Raw genomic sequence first — 15,510 nt, forward strand, 5'->3', positions numbered from 1 at the left:
GGTGCCGAATCGGTCCAGAGCATGCCGAATCAGCTTGTGGCGGTGCCGAACCAGCGGGGCAGGACTTCGAGCAGGTCCTGCTGGTCGGAGCCCGCCCAGGCGATGTGGCCGTCCGGGCGCAGCAGGAGGGCGGGGGCGGTGAGTTCCTCGCTGACGTCGACCACGTGGTCGACACGGTCGGACCAGCCCTGGACCGACAACTGCCCGGTCTGGTCGAGGAGCAGGCCGCGGCCCCGGTGCATGAGCCCGTAGAGGCGGCCGCGCTTCAGGGCCACGTCACGCTGGCGGCGACCGCGGAGGTCGTCGCCCGGGCCGAAGTCGTAGCGGACGCCGAGGGCGGTGACGCGCTCGATCAGGAACCGGTGGACCTCTTCGAACTCCATCAGTTGAGTGAGCAGGCGACGCAGGGCCTGGGGGCCGGGTTCGAGGGAGGTGAGTTCGCTCATGGCGCGGGCGGTGTCGAGGACGTCGGCGGCTACCGGGCGGCGTTCGGATTCGTAGGTGTCGAGGAGATCGGCCGGGGCCCAGCCGTTCACGGCCGCGGCGAGCTTCCAGCCCAGGTTGAACGCGTCCTGGACGCCGAGGTTGAGGCCCTGACCGCCGTTGGGCGGGTGGATGTGCGCGGCATCGCCCGCCAAGAAGACGCGACCGGACCGGTAGCGGTCGGCCAGGCGGGTGGCGTCGCCGAAGCGGGAGAGCCAGCGGGGTGAGTGGGCGCCGAAATCGGTGCCCGCCACGGCCCGGACCTGACGCTTGAGCTCGTCGAGAGTGGGCGGGACGTCACTGTCCTCGGCCACGCCGTCGGCGGGGGCGCCCAGCCGGTACACGCCATTGCCCAGCGGCATGGCACCGAAGCGCCGATGCGTCTTGTGCAGTTCGGTGACCAGCGCCATCACCTCCTCCTGCGGTGTGGTCAGCGCCACCTCGCCCATCAGCGTCTCGAGGCGAGCGGGCTCGCCCGGGAACCCGATGCCGAGCAGTTTCCGCACCGTGGACCGGCCGCCGTCACAGCCGACCAGGTAGCGCGAGCGCAGCTGGGAACCGTCGGCCAACTGGGCCGTCACCTCGTCCGCGCCCTGGCTCAGCCCGGTTACCTCGCACCCGCGCCGGAGCTCCGCCCCCAGCTCGACCGCGCGCTCCGCCAGCAGGCGATCCGTGATCGGCTGCAGCAGACCCAGCACGAACGGAAACGTGGTGTCCAAGCGCACCGGCCGCGCGGGCACGATCCCGGCGAAGAAGGCACTCGGATCGTGCTGCTTGCCCAGCGCCAGGAATCGATCCGCCACACCACGCTGATCCAGCGCCTCGACACTGCGTGCGTGCATCCCCATCGCCCGCACCACCTTTGTCGGCTCCGGATCCCGATCCAGCACGAGCACATCCACCCCGTGCAACCGCAACTCCGCGGCCAGCATCGATCCCGTCGGCCCGGCACCCGCAATGATCACATCGGCCATGAATCGCCATCCTCCTGATTTCCGCAGGTAATCGCCCTTCGGCCGACGATTCTGCGGCACCCCCGGGGCCTTGCCGCAAGACCCCCGCTGCGATATACGTTGAAAGGGGAGGGAAATTCAGGTCGCGATTCGCGATACGACGGCTACTTCAGAACCATGCCCGCGGCGATGAGGGTGATGATCACCATCACCGCGAACCAGGTGATCAGCTGCCAGTGCAGGATCGCGGACTTCTGGCCGGCGACCGTGAGCCGGAGCGTGGCGTCGACCCGATTGTGGTCGGCGATCTTGCGGCGGGTCTGGGCCAGATCATCGGCCTGCTGCTGGGCGGCGATCTCCGCACGCTCCAGGCGGTGGGTCATGCGCAGCAGCTGCTTGGTCTTGTCACGGGTGGCCTTGCGGGCCAGCGCCAGAGCGGTGCGCTGATTCATGAGTTCCTGGCGCTGCCGTGCGATGACGGCCGCCTGTGTCCGAGTGTGGCGTTCCCAGTCGGTCACCGTCGCCCATCCTCCCGTGTGCTCGTCGCGGCAGCCGAACGCTATTTCTCCGGCCACCCAGCCGGTCACGAATTCACGCAGTTCACAAGCGGATTGGCGCGCCGACACCACACCGCCCGGGCCGGAGGACAGCATGCCGCCGACCACCCGGTACTCGCAACCCTCGGCGGCGAAATCGTCGAGGCCGAGGGCGGGCAGCTGCGCGGTCCAGAAACCCGGCGGGCAGATCCACAGCACTTCGCTGGAACCGCCGGCTCGGAGCTCGGCGGTGACCGCGCGGGCGCGCGCCAACTCGGGTGGCGCGCTGGACACCTCGATTGCGCCGCAGCGATCACCCTTGCGCCACAGCACATCCGAGAGCAGCGCGCCGACAGCGACATCCAGCTGAACATCCTCGGCACCGGCCGCCAGCAGCCGACCACGCAGCCAGAATTTGAGCCGCTGCACATCCCAGCGGCAGTCCGCACAGTCGGTTTCCCGGCACCGTTCCCCCGCCGCATGGCCACGCCCGTCAGCACCGCGGACAGCCGCGTCCGCGTCGCCCCGCACAGACTTCTCCACCGTCCCACGCACAGGCTTGTCCGAATCCCCCACGGCCGTCGCAGAATTCGCGCGCGGATCCGGGTCGGCCAGGGCCACCGACCGCTCCCGCGGAACTTCCACTCGCCTCGTGCTCACAAGATCACCCCAGCCACCACACTCACCGCAAGGACCGTTTCCGTTGTATCGGAAACCACCAGCCCGAGCCGTCACTTCCAGAGTGCCGCAGGGCATGCGCCCGAAGACACGAAAGCGACCAGATTCGTTACCCAACCGCGAGCCGCGTGTGATCAAGCGCGGCGCGGATCGTAACCCATGCCCGGGATGCCGGACCGGCCCGCCGCCGCTACTCTTTCGAAATGCCCCCGAGTCAGTCCCCGAAGCCGCAGCTCAGCGCTCTCCATCCGACATTGCGGGCGGCGCGCTCCGCGAACTCGGTGGCCTTCGCGCTGCAGGGGTTCTTCCTGGCCGTGATTCTCACCGAGCTCCCGCAGCTGAAGGACAAATTCACGCTCTCCGACGGGCTGATCGTGGCGATCGTCGCGCTCATCTCCCTGCTCGCGGGCGCGGGCAGCATCACCGCCGAGCGGATCGCGCTGCACTGGTCGAGCCGCACCGCGCTGCGGATCGGGCTGGCGCTGATCGCGGTCTCCGGTGTGGCGATCGCGCTGTCGCCGAACATCATCGCGGCCTTCGTGGCCCTGGGCGTGTACGGCGTGGCCGTCGGCATCGTGGACGCCGGGACCAATATGCAGGCGGTATTCATACAACATGGCTATGGCCGATTCATTCTGGTCTCGTTCTACGCGGCCTGGAGTGCGGGATCGATCACCGGCGCGCTGTTCGTCTCGGCGTTCGAGGCGCTGAAAGTGCCGTTGCAGGCGTCGATCCTGGTGGCCGCGGCGGTGGTGGCCATCGGCTGCCTGGCAGCGGGACCTCGACTGCTGGGCACCGACGAGGCGGAAGCCGGTCCGGCCGAACACGAGCCGGCCGGCTCGGTGCCGATGCGCATCTTCTGGATCTTCGGCGCGGTGATCGCCCTCGCCTTCGCCATCGACCTGGCGGTGGGCAACTGGTCGGCGCTGTATCTGAAGGACGAACTGCTGTCCTCCTCCGCGACCGCCGCGCTGGCGCTGGCCGCCTACCAGGGCGCGTCGCTGCTCGGCCGCCTCACCGGCGACCTGTGGGTGCGCCGGTTCGGGCCGCGCATGGTGGTGCGGGTGGCCGCTGCGGTCGGGTCGGTCGGCCTGGTGATCGTGGTCACCGCCCCGGGACCGGTGGCCGCGATCCTCGGATTCCTGGTCGCCGGAATCGGATTGCCGGTGATCGCGCCGCTGTGCTTCAGCGAGGCCGGGCAACTCACCAGCGGGCGCGAACTGGACGCGCTCATCGCGCGGCTCAACCTGTTCAACTACGCGGGCACCCTGGTCGGCGGCGCGGTGGTGGGCGCGGTCGCCGACGCCGCCGATCTGCGTGCCGGATTCGCGATACCGCTCGCCTTCGCGGTGGTGCTGATCGGCTGCGCGCGGGTCTTCCACCGCCGCACCGACGACGCCCCCGAGGCCGCCGAGCCCGCCGCGGAGCCTGCTTGACTGGAACAGTGAGCGACACCCTGACCATCACAGCGGCGACTGTGGACGACGCCGGCGAACTCGCCGCCGTCGCCGCCGCGACCTTTCCGCTGGCCTGCCCGCCCGGATCCGCACCCGAGGACATGGCCGCCTTCATCGCGGAGGTGCTGTCCGCGGACCGGTTCCACGAGTACCTCGCCGATCCCGGCCGTGTGGTTCTGAAGGCGGCGCTGAGTGGCGAGATCGTCGGTTACGCGCTGCTCAATGCCACGGGACCGGCCGATCCCGCCGTGGCGGAGGTCATCACCCTGCGCCCGGTGACCGAGCTCAGCAAGATGTACGTGCTGCCCGGTCAGCACGGCAAAGGCGTCTCGGCGGCACTCATGCACAGCGCGCTCGAGCGCTCCCGGGCCGACAGCAGCAAGGCCGTGTGGCTGGGCGTGAACCAGCAGAACGCGCGCGCACAGCGGTTCTACGGCAAACACGGCTTCACCGTCGCCGGCACCAAGACCTTCACCGTCGGGAACCAGCTGCACCACGACTACGTCATGCTGCACGAATTCTGAAGCCCCAGACGGCGACCGGTGAAGCGCTGCCGCATCCGGCGTTGGTGAGCTCGTCGAGCAGCAGCAACTTCGGCGCGGAAGCCAGGGTGGCCGCCAGCTCGAGGCGGCGACCGAGCGGTCCGGACACGGCCAATTCGGCCTCGGCCGTGCACATCCGGGCCTCCAGCGCGCGAATATCGCTGAGGGCCAGGTCGATTGCCGCACCGACGGTGGCGGTGGGCAGCAACTCGAGGCTTTGTCCCAGGTAACCGATGCCGCCCGGGGCCTGCACGATGACCTCGCCGTTGTCGGGGACTTCGCAACCGGCGATGAGGCGCAGCAGGAGGGTCTCCTGTTCTCGGCTCGAGACGAGCCGGATGGGTGAAGCCCACGCGAAAATCGAACGCCGACAGGCGGATAGGCGTGAGTGGGGACTCGACGCGGAGCAAAGCTCGACGCGACGAAGCGATCACAAGGATGGGCCGGGAACTGCCCGCCCTCATCGACCGGTGGGACGCCGAGCGCGGCTCGGGGAAGTAACTGCTCGCGAAAGCAGTTCTCAGGAAAGCATTTTCGCCTTCAGCGCCGCGATATCGGTGTCGGAGAGCCCCAATCCGTCGCGGACGTAGTCGCCGAAACTGCCATAGGTCCGGGTGGCCTGCAGGGCCCGCCGCGCACCCAACTCCTCCGTGGACAAGGAAAACGCCGGGTGGTGAGACCCACCCGGCGTTCGCCGTCACATCGTGAACGACCTTGTCAGGCCAGCAGTTTCGCCTTCAGCGCGGCCACGTCCGCGTCGGAGAGCTGCAGGCCGTCGTGCACATAGTTGTCGAAGCTGCCGTAGCTCTTGTCGACCTGGTCGAAGGCCGAATCCAGCGCCGAGGCGGTGACGCCGTTCATCATGTCGCCGTCCTTGGCGCCCCGGTAGTAGTTGGACAGCAGGTAGTCGTAGTAGACCGTGTCCTTGTCCACGCCCAGGATGGTCAGCAGCACTGCCGAGGTCCAGCCGGTGCGATCCTTGCCCGCTGTGCAGTGGAACAGCACGCCGCCCGGGTTGTAGGCGATGTCGCGCAGCACGTTCGCGAAGCCCTCGTTCGCGCCCGGAGCGGTGATGAAGGCGCGATACAGGTCGGTGCCCGCGGACAGGGTCGAGACCATCACCTGCGGCGGGGCTTGGCCGATGATGTCGTCGTGGTGCTCGGCGGCGCCGGCGGGGACCTTGTCCACGCCCATGAACTGCTGCTCGTAGCCGGTGCGCAGATCGTGGATGGACGCCACGTTCAGCGACGCCAGCTTGGCCAGGTCGGCGTCGGTGGCCTTGCTCAGGTCGCCGGTGCGGAAGACCAGACCGGTGCGCACGGTGTGGCCGTTCATGGTCTGGTAGCCGCCGGCGTCCCGGGCGTTGAGCACGCCGGTCAGGCCGAGGGCACGGTTGTCGGTATTGACGAGCACGCTGCTGGTGACGGCGGGCGGGTCGGCGGCGAAGGCGGTCGCCACCGACCCGAGGCTCGCGGACAGGGCGATGGTGACCACCGCAGCAGCTTGGACAGCACGGTTACGCAAGGCAGATCTCCTTCCGGGGCCGAAAACCGAATCCGGCCCGGCTTTCGCTGACCCCCGGAATTTATTACCTAAGGAAACTATGAGGGAAACCGGGTCCCACCTGGCGGTTACGTGCGTCCCGGGCTGGCGGTCACGCGTGAGCCGGTGCTGCGGTTACGCGTGAGCCGGGGCTTCGAACCGCGACAGCGCCAGCAGACGCGAGATCGCGCGCAGGTACTTCTTGCGGTAGCCGCCGTCGAGCATCTCCTGGGTGAAGATCTGATCCAGCTTCGCGCCCGAGATGGTGACCGGGATGCCCGCGTCGTACAGACGGTCGGCGAGCACCACGATGCGCAGCGCGACCGCCTGATCGGTCACCGGGTGCACATCCGAGATGTACACGGCCGAGACGTCGTGGATCAGGGCGCCGTAGCGGGACGGGTGCAGCGTGCTCAGGTGCTTCACCAGCGCGTCGAAGTCGTCGAGCGTGGAACCCGGTGTGTCGGCGGCCTTCTCGGCCAGCAGCTCGTCAGCGGTGGGCTCCGGGGCGGGCGGCAGATCACGGTGCCGGTAGTCGGGGCCGTCGACGCGGACGGCCTCGAAGAGCGCACCCAGCTTCTTGATCTCGCGCAGGAAGTCCTGAGCGGCGAAGCGGCCCTCACCCAGCTGGCCCGGCAGGGTGTTGGAGGTGGCGACCACGGAGACGCCGCGGTCGGTCAGCTCGGTGAGCAGGCGCGAGACCAGCATGGTGTCGCCCGGATCGTCGAGCTCGAACTCGTCGATGCACAGCACGCTGTTGGCCGAGAGCCGCTCGACGGCATTGTTGAAGCCCAGTGCGCCAACCAGATTGGTGACCTCACCGAAGGTGCCGAAGGACTTGGGCTCCGGCACGCTGTGGAAGATCGAGGCCAGCAGGTGGGTCTTGCCCACACCGAAGCCGCCGTCCAGGTACAGGCCGATGCCGCGCACCGGCTTCTTCTTACCGAACAGGCTCTTCTTGTCCGCGGACTTGCGGAGTTTGGTCACCTGATCCGCGAACAGCTCGGCCTTCAGCACGGCCGCGGCCTGGGACGGTTCCTTCGGATCCGGGATGTAGGAACCGAAGCTCACCTCGTCGAAGGTGGGCGGGGGAACCATCTGGGCCACGAGCTGGTCTGCCGGAACCTCCGGGTGGCGATCGACGAGGCGTTGTTGCACTGCGTCAGCGTAGATGCGTGGTGGGATGGGTCCTTATGCAGCGTATGCCGAATGCGATTCAGCTCACAGATCTCACCCGCGACGACCTGGTCGAGTTGTACGCGTATCCGGTCGAGCCATCCGCTCCGTACGTCCGTGTCAACTTCGTCACCAGCATCGACGGCGCGGTCAGCGTGGACGGGCGCTCCGGCGCGCTGGGCACGCCCGCCGACCGGCAGGTCTTCGCGCTGCTGCGGGATCTGGCCGACGTGGTGCTGGTCGGAGCGGGAACCGTGCGTGCGGAGAACTACGGTGCGGCACACACCGATCCGGAACTGCGCAAGCGGCTGCACCGGGAGGGACTCGGCGGCGATCCGGACGGGACGCCGCCGCGCATCGCGGTCGTCACCGGCTCCGCCGCGCTGGATCCGGCGAGCAAGCTGTTCACCGACACCGGGGCGCGGCCGATCATCCTCACCACCACCGCCGCGCCCGGCGACCGCAAGAAGCGGCTCGTCGACGCGGGCGCCGAAGTGATCGAATCCGACGCGAACGAATCCACCGTGACCGCCGTCCACACCGCACTGGACGGTCTCGGACTGCGGCGAGTGCTGTGCGAGGGCGGGCCCTCACTGTTCGGCCAATTCCTCACCGCCGGGGCTGTGGACGAGCTCTGCCTGACCGTATCCCCGCAGCTGGTGGGCGGGACAGCGGGGCGAATCGCAGTGTCCCCCAAGGCGCTGCCCACCCCGATGAACCCCTGCCACCTGCTGCTCGACACCGACGGCACGATCTTGACCCGATGGGAACGCGCGCACACCCGAGGCTGAAACCGCGTGCCGGACCTGGCAGGCTGTAGCGCATGCGCTGGACTCGGGCCGCTCTGCTGGCGTCGACACTGTCGATATTGGTGACCACCGCCTGTGGGGCCGGGCCGTCCGACCGGCCCGCCGTCGCCGTGGAACAGCCGCATCAGGCCGGAATCGCCACCTCCACCGCGCCCGCCGACGCGACCCCGCCCGCACCCGAGGTGCCCAAGGCCGACCTGGCCTGGAAGGACTGCACCGCACCGACATTGAACCTGCTGTCGCTGGGCGCGCCGCCGCAGGGGCTGGTACTCGAATGCGCCGAATACACCTCACAGGTGGATGTGGCCGGAAATGTGGCGGGCAACTTCCGCAATGCGGCCATGCGGGCCCGCTACGACCGGACGCCCAAGGACGCCGCGCCGCTCATCCTGACCTCCGGTTCCGACCGGTCCTCGACTGCCACCCTGGCCGGGCTCGCGGCCGGGCCTGCCAGCGCGCTGCTGGCCGCGCGGCCGATCATCGCGGTCGACCGGCGCGGCATCGGCAGCTCCCAGCCGGTGACCTGCATGACCGACCCGCAACGCAAGGCCATCGCCGATCAGACCCAATTCACCCGGGGCGCAACCGATCCCGTCGACACCATGAGCACCGCCGGGCGCGACGCCACCGTCGCCTGCCTGGACTTCCTGGCCCCGGCCCAGGCCACCTTCGACGCACCACACGCCGCCGACGACCTCGAGCAGCTGCGCAAACAGCTGCAGGTGGACCACCTCGCACTGCTGGGCACCGGAACCGGCGCGAACGTGGCGTTGAACTACGTGCGCAAGTACGGACAGCACCTGGGCCGGCTGGTGCTGGACTCGCCGCAGGTGGTCGGCACGGACGCCAACGGGCGTGCCGAGCAGCGGGTCAAGGGACAGGAGGCCGCGCTCACCGCGTTCGGGCAGCGGTGCGCCTCACTGAACTGCTCGCTCGGGGGCGACCCGCGGGCCGCCGTCGTCGATCTGGTGAACCGGGCCGGCGCCGGACAGCTCGGCGACCTGTCGGCCGCCGTGCTGGTGACCACCCTGAGCGGATTCCTCGGCGACTCCCGCGCGACCGGCAATGCGCAGATCACCGAATTCGCCGACGCCCTCAGCGCCCTCGGCAAGGGCGACCACGGCCCCATCACGCCGTTCGTGCTGCGCGCCGCCTCGGGGATCGCCACCGACGGTCAATTCGTCAACCGTTGCAGCGACAATCACGAACCCTCCACCCCCGACAAGGCCAAGCAGCTCGAAACCGCCTGGGGCACACAGTATCCGGTGTTCGGCAAGGTCGCGGCCATCGATCTGATGGCCTGCTCGGCCTGGCCCGCCGCCGCCCCCATGACCCTGCCCGACAAGCTCGACCTGCCGGTCCTGGTGCTCGGTGGCAGCGCCGATCCCGTCACCGGACAGGACGGCCGGCCCACCGTCACCGGTGCGCTCGGCGCGGCGGGTGCGCGCACCTCCACCGTCGTCTGGCAGGGCTGGGGACACCCGACCTTCGCCCACTCCGGCTGCGCCCAGCAGTCCCTCGCCGACTACCTGAAGGACGCCACACTGCCCGCCGACGGCACCGCCTGCCCGGCCTGAGTACACACCTGTGAAGTGACGCCGGTCACTACTCGACGGAGCGCGGAGTGTGCTTGACCGGCTTGAGCATTCGGGGCAGGCCGGGGTTTTATCCGACCGGTGTGGGTGGTGTGCCCCGCACGACGCATTAGGCGGGTCGGCGCATGTGTGACGCTGGGATTCGGTGTACCGTGCCCGAGTGTTCCTTCGACAGCTCGAGCCTCGCACTGCTCGCACCACCGCCGAGGTACTGAACTTCGCTCTGTGGCCGCTCGCGGTCCTCACCGTGTTGCACCGGGTGTTCATCAACGCTGTCAACTACCACATCACCAATGACTTCACACCGGTGTACAACGCGTCCCTCGCGTTCCTCAACCACCGGCCCGTATACAACGCGAACTTCAGCTCCACCGATCCGGCCTATCTGTATCCGCCCAGCGGCACGCTGCTCATCTCCCCGCTGGCCATCATCGATCCGGAAAAGTCGCGGTGGGCCTTCATCCTGGTCAATGCGATCGCTCTGCTGCTGGCCTGGTATCTGCTGCTGAAACTGTTCAACTACACGCTGAACTCCGTCGCCGCGCCCGCGCTGCTGCTGGCCATGTTCGTCTCCGAGACGGTGACGAACACACTGGCCTTCACCAATATCAACGGCTGCCTGTTCATGGCCATGCTGGTGTTCATCCACCTACTCCTGAAGCGCAGAGACCTGTGGGCCGGTGTGGCATTGGGGCTGACCATCGCGGTGAAGGGTCCATTGCTGGCACCCCTGCTGCTGATTCCGCTGGTGCGCGGACAGTGGAAGGTGTTCATCACCGCGCTGGGTATCCCGGTGGCGCTGAACCTGCTGGCCTGGCCGCTGATCGTGGACTACAAGCGGTTCTGGACCCACACGCTGCCGTACCTGTCGGAGGCACGGGACTACTTCAACAGCGCCATCGTCGGCAATGCCGGGTACTACGGTGTCGCCGAGTGGCTGACCTGGACCATGCGCATCACCGTCGGCGTGCTGGTGTTGATCTCGCTGTGGCTGCTGCACCGGTACTACCGCGAGGACGAGGTGTTCTACATCTGCAACACCTCCGGCATTCTGATCACCGCGGCCATGCTGCTGGGCCCGCTGGGCCAGATGTACTACTCGATGTTCCTGTTCCCCATGCTGATGACCGTGGTGTTGCGCAACTCGCTGCTGCGCAACTGGCCCGCGTGGGTGGCGATCTTCGGATTCATGTCCTACGACAAGTGGCTCTCGGACCGCTGGCAGAGCATCGGCCGCGATCTGGAGTACCTGCGCACGACCTTCGGGTGGGGGCTGCTGCTGATCGTGGTGTTCTGCGTGCTGGGCGACCGCTACCTCGCCGCCCGACGCGAAGGCCGCCTCGAGGCCGGCAAGTCCCTGGATCCCGCGTGGATGCATCCCGAATGGGTCAGCGCCGAACCCGAGGTCACCCTCTCGCCCCGGACGAAGGCGACCGCCTCGTATTAGCGTAGGGCCATGAGTTCCGATGCTGACAGCTCCACAGGGATCGAGGGGCTGCCCGCCCCGCGCATCCGGCTGACCCCGCAGGAATGGCGGACCAAGCTGACCCCGGACGAATACCGGGTGCTGCGCGAAGCGGGCACCGAGCGGGCGTTCACGGGCGAATACACCGACACCGAGACCGAGGGCGTCTACTCCTGCCGGGCCTGCGGGGCCGAATTGTTCCGCAGCGCCGAGAAGTTCCACTCGCATTGCGGGTGGCCGTCGTTCTTCGATCCGGCGAAGTCGGAGGCCGTGCTGCTGGTGGAGGACAACTCGCTGGGGATGCGGCGCGTCGAGGTGCTGTGCGCGAACTGCCACAGTCATCTGGGGCACGTGTTCGAGGGCGAGGGATATCCCACGCCCACGGACAAGCGCTACTGCATCAACTCGATCTCGCTCCGATTGCACCCCTCGGACAGCGCAGCTGAGTGAGTCTCAGGAACACTATGGGGCATGCGCGATTTCGCGCATGCCCCGAATTGTGCGGGCAGGACACCGGCCGTCTTCCCGCTGACGACATCGGGCCCGGCCGCGGTATGCGGCCGGGCCCGATCTCATCACGGGTCGCTACGGCAGTGCGGCGATGAGCTGCTCGAGCTCCACGCGCGGGCCGGTGAAGAACGGAATCTCCTCGCGCACATGGCGACGCGCCTCGGTGGCGCGCAGGTCGCGCATGAGGTCGACGATGCGGTGCAGCTCGGGGGCCTCGAAGGCGAGGATCCACTCGTAGTCGCCCAGCGCGAAGGAGGCCACGGTGTTGGCGCGCACGTCCGGGTAGTCGCGGGCGGCCTTGCCGTGGTCGGCCAGCATCTTGCGGCGCTCCTCGTCGGGCAGCAGGTACCAGTCGTAGGAGCGCACGAACGGGTAGACGCAGATGTAGTTGCCCGGCTCCTCACCCGCGAGGAAGGCGGGGATGTGGGACTTGTTGAACTCGGCCGGGCGGTGCAGGGCCGCATTGCTCCAGACCGGGTTGGAGATCTGGCCCAGCTCGGTGACGCGGCGGAAGTCGGCGTAGGCGGCCTGCAGATCCTCGATCTTCTCCGCGTGCCACCAGATCATGAAGTCGGCGTCGGCGCGCAGGCCGGCGACATCGTAGATACCGCGCACCACCACGCCGCGCTCCTCGAGCGAGTCGAAGAAGGCCCGCGCCTCCTTGATCGCCGCCTGGCGATCCTCGCCGAGCACGCCGGGCTCCACCTGGAACACCGAGAACATGAGGTAGCGGATGGTGTCGTTGAGGGCCTTGTAGTCGAGTCGCGCCATGGCCTCCATCGTGCCACTGCGCCCGAACCCGCCCGAAATGGGGCACTGCGGACAGCGTGATTCAGCTCGCACCGGCGGCCCGGGAGGCGATGAGACGGCGCCGGCCGCCGTGAAAAACGGCGCCACTGATGAGCAGTTCACTGATGACGTCCAGATGAGTTGCCGGCACCGGGTATTCGTCCGGGCCGAGGGCGGCCAGGCTGGACCGGGCGATGGCCTCGGGCGTCGCCTCCTCGAGCAACTTCGAGTTCCCAGGCTTAGGACCAGCGTCAGTTACAGTGGAACAAGGGGGGTCCATCGACTCGGGTGTGTTCCGTGAGCCGTGCCGTACGGCCGCTCGGCGGAACGAGAATCAGCGACGGAAACGAAAGAAGCGCCAGTGCATCCGACATATGGGGACGTGACAGCGGCTGCCGACCGAATCGCCGGCCACACCCGCCCGGTGGTCCTCGCCCGCGCGGACGCCGACACCGTCCCGGTGGCCGGCGAGGTCTGGTTCGCGCTCGAGCATATGCAGCACACCGGCAGCTTCAAGGCGCGCGGGGCCGCGAATTTCGTACTGGCACAGCGGGAACAGGGGATGCTGCCCAAGGTGGGGATCACCATCGCGTCCGGCGGGAACGCCGGGGTGGCATGCGCGTGGGCCGCCCGGCTGGTCGACTCCGCGGCCACCGTGTTCCTGCCCGACTCCGCACCCGCGGTGAAAGTGGCGCGGCTGCGGGCACTGGGGGCGCAGGTGCTGTGCGGTGGCGACGCCTACGCCGACGCGGCCGCCGAATGCGAGCGCTACGCCACGGCCAGCGGGGCGCTGCGCTCACACGCCTACGACGATCCCCACATCGCCGCGGGCGCGGGGACACTGCTCGACGAAATCGTCGCGCAGGTACCGGAACTCGACACCGTACTGGTCGCGGTCGGCGGCGGCGGGCTGCTGACCGGAATCACGGTGTCGGCCAATCATCACGGTGTGCGGGTGGTGGCGGTCGAACCCGAACACTGCCGCGCCTTCAATGCGGCGGTCGAGGCCGGGGAACCGGTCGATGTCGAAATCGACTCCGTCGCAGCCGATTCCCTCGGCGCGCGCCGCGTCACGCCGATGGCCCTGTCCGCTGCGAACGCAGGCGATGTCCGCTCGGTCCTGGTCAGTGACAAGCAGATCATCGCTGCTCGGCAAACCCTGTGGGACTGCCGCCGTGTCGCCGTCGAGCACGGCGCGTCGACGGCCCTGGCCGCCCTGCTGTCGGGCGCCTACGTCCCCGCCCCCGGTGAACGGGTGGCGGTCATCGTCTGCGGCGCGAACACCGATCCGGTCGACCTGGTACCTCGCTGAAATCAGCCGAAAACCTTTCGCGGGCAATCACATCGACCGGTCGCAGTACCAGCCGCGAGAACGAGTCACCCGTCATCGGGCAATCCACCTCCAAATGTTGACTTCACTTACATAATGTGCGCGGCGCGCGCATAGGCGATGGATGTAGGCAGCGTCGACACTTGTTGGGTCGAAGACCTGCCGGCCTCGACCGCGTCGTACCACCACGCCGACCCGAGAGGGGTCCCGGCAGGCGAGGCCCGGCGAGTGGGTCAGGACAGCTGCGCGATGATGCGGGCGGCGGCCTTGGTACCGGTGGCGGCGCAGGCGGGGACGCCGACACCATCGAGGTAGGCGCCGGCCAGGGCCAGGCCGGGAAGGTCGGCCGTGGCGGAACGCAGATCGGCGATGCGGGCGGTGTGGCCGGGGGCGTACTGCGGGAGGCCGCCGGGCCAGCGCTGGACCACGGCACGCAGGGGACGGATGGCGGCGGCGGTGACGGTGGTGAGATCTTCGACGGCAGCGGTGATGAGGTCGTCGTCGGACCAGGACAGCGAGGCCGGGTCGCCGAAGCGGCCGAAGGAGGCACGGACCAGGGCCACGTCACGGGCGGCCAGGTGCGGCCACTTGCGGCTGGAAAGGGTGAAGGCCTTGGCGCGCAACGGTTCACCGGTGGCGACCAGGATGCCGGAGTTGTCGGGGAGGGGGGTCTCGGGCGGCAGGGCCAGGGCCACCACCGCCGAGGACGCCAGGTCGATTCCGGCGGCCAGTTCGGCGGCCTCCGGGGCCACCTCGCGCAGGAGTTCCGCGGTGACCGGGGCGGGGGTCGCGAGGATCACGCCGTCCACGTCGCCGACCGGGTCGAGCCGCCAGCCCCGCACGGTGCGGGCGAGAGTAGTGACCGCCGTGCCGGTTTCGGCCTTCACATCGGCGGCGGCACGCAGCGCGTCCAACAGGGCGCGGTAACCGTCACGGATGCCGCCGAACACCGGTGTGGTGCTGGGCGGCGGCAGGGCCTCGGACACGGCCCGGGTCAGGCTGGTCGCGCCGCGATCCAGGGCGGCGGCCAGCGTCGGTAGCGCGGCCCGCACGCCGATCGAATCCGCAAGTCCCGCATACACTCCCCCGAGCAGCGGGTCCACGCTGCGCCGGACCACCTGCTCCCCGAAGCGATCCCGCACCAGCTCCCCCACCGACATGTCCCCGCCCCGCTCCCACCGCAGCGACCGGGACGGCTCCGCCGCAACGACGGCCAGGGTCTGCGCATCCACCAGCCCCGCAACCGATTCCGGCGCGGCGGGGATGCCCATCAGCGTCCGCTCCGGCAGCCGATGCCCCACCCCCTCGGACCACACCAGCGGCCGCTTGCCCGCCGGATGAACGAGCTGGTCCGCAATCCCCAACTCCCCCATCAGTTCCGGAATCTCGGGCCGCCGGCCCACGAATGCCTCGGCCCCCAGATCGACCGGATCCCCCTCGATCTCCACGGTCCGCAGGATCCCCCCGACCCGATCCCGCCGCTCCACCAGGATCAGTTCCGCCGACTCCCCGAGTGCCTTCCGCAGCCGATACGCCGCCACCAGCCCACTGATGCCACCACCGACAACCGCGACCCGCATCGACAACTCCTCGCCACTCGTCGAACACCGCGACCACACGAACCCGCGACCCGCGACCCGCACCT

Annotated in this window: 16 protein-coding genes; 7 read left to right on the forward strand and 9 right to left on the reverse strand. The window is 68.9% G+C overall.

Going from position 1 to position 15,510, the window contains the following annotated elements; translation table 11 throughout:
* Positions 1 to 29 precede the first annotated feature (29 nt).
* The gene (gene rox / locus ABZ909_RS11820; protein WP_356998012.1) at positions 30 to 1,457 is read right to left on the reverse strand and encodes a rifampin monooxygenase; all 1,428 of its coding nucleotides are present in this window, start codon (positions 1,455 to 1,457) and stop codon (positions 30 to 32) included.
* Positions 1,458 to 1,600: 143 nt separating this feature from the next.
* Entirely contained in the window at positions 1,601 to 2,632 is a 1,032-nt protein-coding gene (locus ABZ909_RS11825; protein WP_356998014.1) for a hypothetical protein, read from the reverse strand.
* A 221-nt stretch (positions 2,633 to 2,853) separates the two neighbouring features.
* On the opposite strand from ABZ909_RS11825, the gene ABZ909_RS11830 reads away from it, so the two are divergent.
* Entirely contained in the window at positions 2,854 to 4,086 is a 1,233-nt protein-coding gene (locus tag ABZ909_RS11830; protein WP_356998015.1) for an MFS transporter, read from the forward strand.
* Positions 4,087 to 4,094: 8 nt separating this feature from the next.
* Positions 4,095 to 4,631, forward strand: coding sequence for a GNAT family N-acetyltransferase (locus ABZ909_RS11835; protein ID WP_356998016.1), 537 nt, complete (start codon positions 4,095 to 4,097; stop codon positions 4,629 to 4,631).
* Here the strand turns inward: ABZ909_RS11835 and ABZ909_RS11840 are convergent.
* The 4 genes from ABZ909_RS11840 to zapE form a co-directional block, all read right to left on the reverse strand.
* Positions 4,612 to 4,902 (reverse strand): hypothetical protein, encoded by a 291-nt coding sequence (locus ABZ909_RS11840; protein WP_356998018.1) that lies wholly within the window; start codon positions 4,900 to 4,902, stop codon positions 4,612 to 4,614. The genes ABZ909_RS11835 and ABZ909_RS11840 overlap by 20 nt on opposite strands.
* Before the next feature lie 267 nt (positions 4,903 to 5,169).
* Positions 5,170 to 5,307, reverse strand: a complete 138-nt coding sequence (locus ABZ909_RS11845) for a tyrosine-protein phosphatase (protein ID WP_356998020.1) — start codon at positions 5,305 to 5,307, stop codon at positions 5,170 to 5,172.
* A gap of 59 nt (positions 5,308 to 5,366) precedes the next feature.
* On the reverse strand, positions 5,367 to 6,173 hold the full coding sequence (locus ABZ909_RS11850) for a tyrosine-protein phosphatase (protein ID WP_356998021.1): 807 nt from the start codon (positions 6,171 to 6,173) through the stop codon (positions 5,367 to 5,369).
* Between the two features lie 153 nt (positions 6,174 to 6,326).
* A complete protein-coding gene (gene zapE / locus ABZ909_RS11855) occupies positions 6,327 to 7,349 on the reverse strand; it encodes a cell division protein ZapE (RefSeq protein ID WP_356998022.1) in 1,023 nt (340 codons plus the stop codon).
* Between the two features lie 35 nt (positions 7,350 to 7,384).
* On the opposite strand from zapE, the gene ABZ909_RS11860 reads away from it, so the two are divergent.
* The 4 genes from ABZ909_RS11860 (at position 7,385) to msrB (ending at position 11,686) form a co-directional block, all read left to right on the forward strand.
* Positions 7,385 to 8,158 (forward strand): pyrimidine reductase family protein, encoded by a 774-nt coding sequence (locus ABZ909_RS11860; RefSeq protein ID WP_356998023.1) that lies wholly within the window; start codon positions 7,385 to 7,387, stop codon positions 8,156 to 8,158.
* Positions 8,159 to 8,190: 32 nt separating this feature from the next.
* Positions 8,191 to 9,753 carry an alpha/beta hydrolase gene (locus tag ABZ909_RS11865; RefSeq protein ID WP_356998024.1) on the forward strand — a complete coding sequence of 521 codons (1,563 nt, stop codon included), beginning with the start codon at positions 8,191 to 8,193 and terminating at the stop codon, positions 9,751 to 9,753.
* A 178-nt stretch (positions 9,754 to 9,931) separates the two neighbouring features.
* Positions 9,932 to 11,218: a glycosyltransferase family 87 protein gene (locus ABZ909_RS11870; RefSeq protein ID WP_356998026.1), complete on the forward strand. Its 1,287-nt coding sequence runs from the start codon at positions 9,932 to 9,934 to the stop codon at positions 11,216 to 11,218.
* A 9-nt stretch (positions 11,219 to 11,227) separates the two neighbouring features.
* Entirely contained in the window at positions 11,228 to 11,686 is a 459-nt protein-coding gene (gene msrB / locus ABZ909_RS11875; RefSeq protein ID WP_356998028.1) for a peptide-methionine (R)-S-oxide reductase MsrB, read from the forward strand.
* A gap of 135 nt (positions 11,687 to 11,821) precedes the next feature.
* Here the strand turns inward: msrB and hemQ are convergent, their stop codons facing one another.
* Both hemQ and ABZ909_RS11885 read right to left on the reverse strand, forming a co-directional pair.
* Complete coding sequence (gene hemQ / locus ABZ909_RS11880) at positions 11,822 to 12,517, reverse strand: hydrogen peroxide-dependent heme synthase (protein ID WP_356998029.1); 696 nt, start codon at positions 12,515 to 12,517, stop codon at positions 11,822 to 11,824.
* Between the two features lie 61 nt (positions 12,518 to 12,578).
* Positions 12,579 to 12,758, reverse strand: a complete 180-nt coding sequence (locus ABZ909_RS11885; protein WP_356998030.1) for a hypothetical protein — start codon at positions 12,756 to 12,758, stop codon at positions 12,579 to 12,581.
* Between the two features lie 138 nt (positions 12,759 to 12,896).
* On the opposite strand from ABZ909_RS11885, the gene ABZ909_RS11890 reads away from it, so the two are divergent.
* Entirely contained in the window at positions 12,897 to 13,847 is a 951-nt protein-coding gene (locus ABZ909_RS11890; RefSeq protein WP_356998032.1) for a threonine/serine dehydratase, read from the forward strand.
* Between the two features lie 251 nt (positions 13,848 to 14,098).
* On the opposite strand, the gene ABZ909_RS11895 is transcribed toward ABZ909_RS11890, so the two are convergent.
* Positions 14,099 to 15,445: a protoporphyrinogen oxidase gene (locus ABZ909_RS11895; protein ID WP_356998034.1), complete on the reverse strand. Its 1,347-nt coding sequence runs from the start codon at positions 15,443 to 15,445 to the stop codon at positions 14,099 to 14,101.
* Between the last annotated feature and the right edge of the window lie 65 nt (positions 15,446 to 15,510).

The sequence above is a fragment of the Nocardia sp. NPDC046763 genome (assembly GCF_040645495.1).
Classification (GTDB): Bacteria; Actinomycetota; Actinomycetes; order Mycobacteriales; family Mycobacteriaceae; genus Nocardia.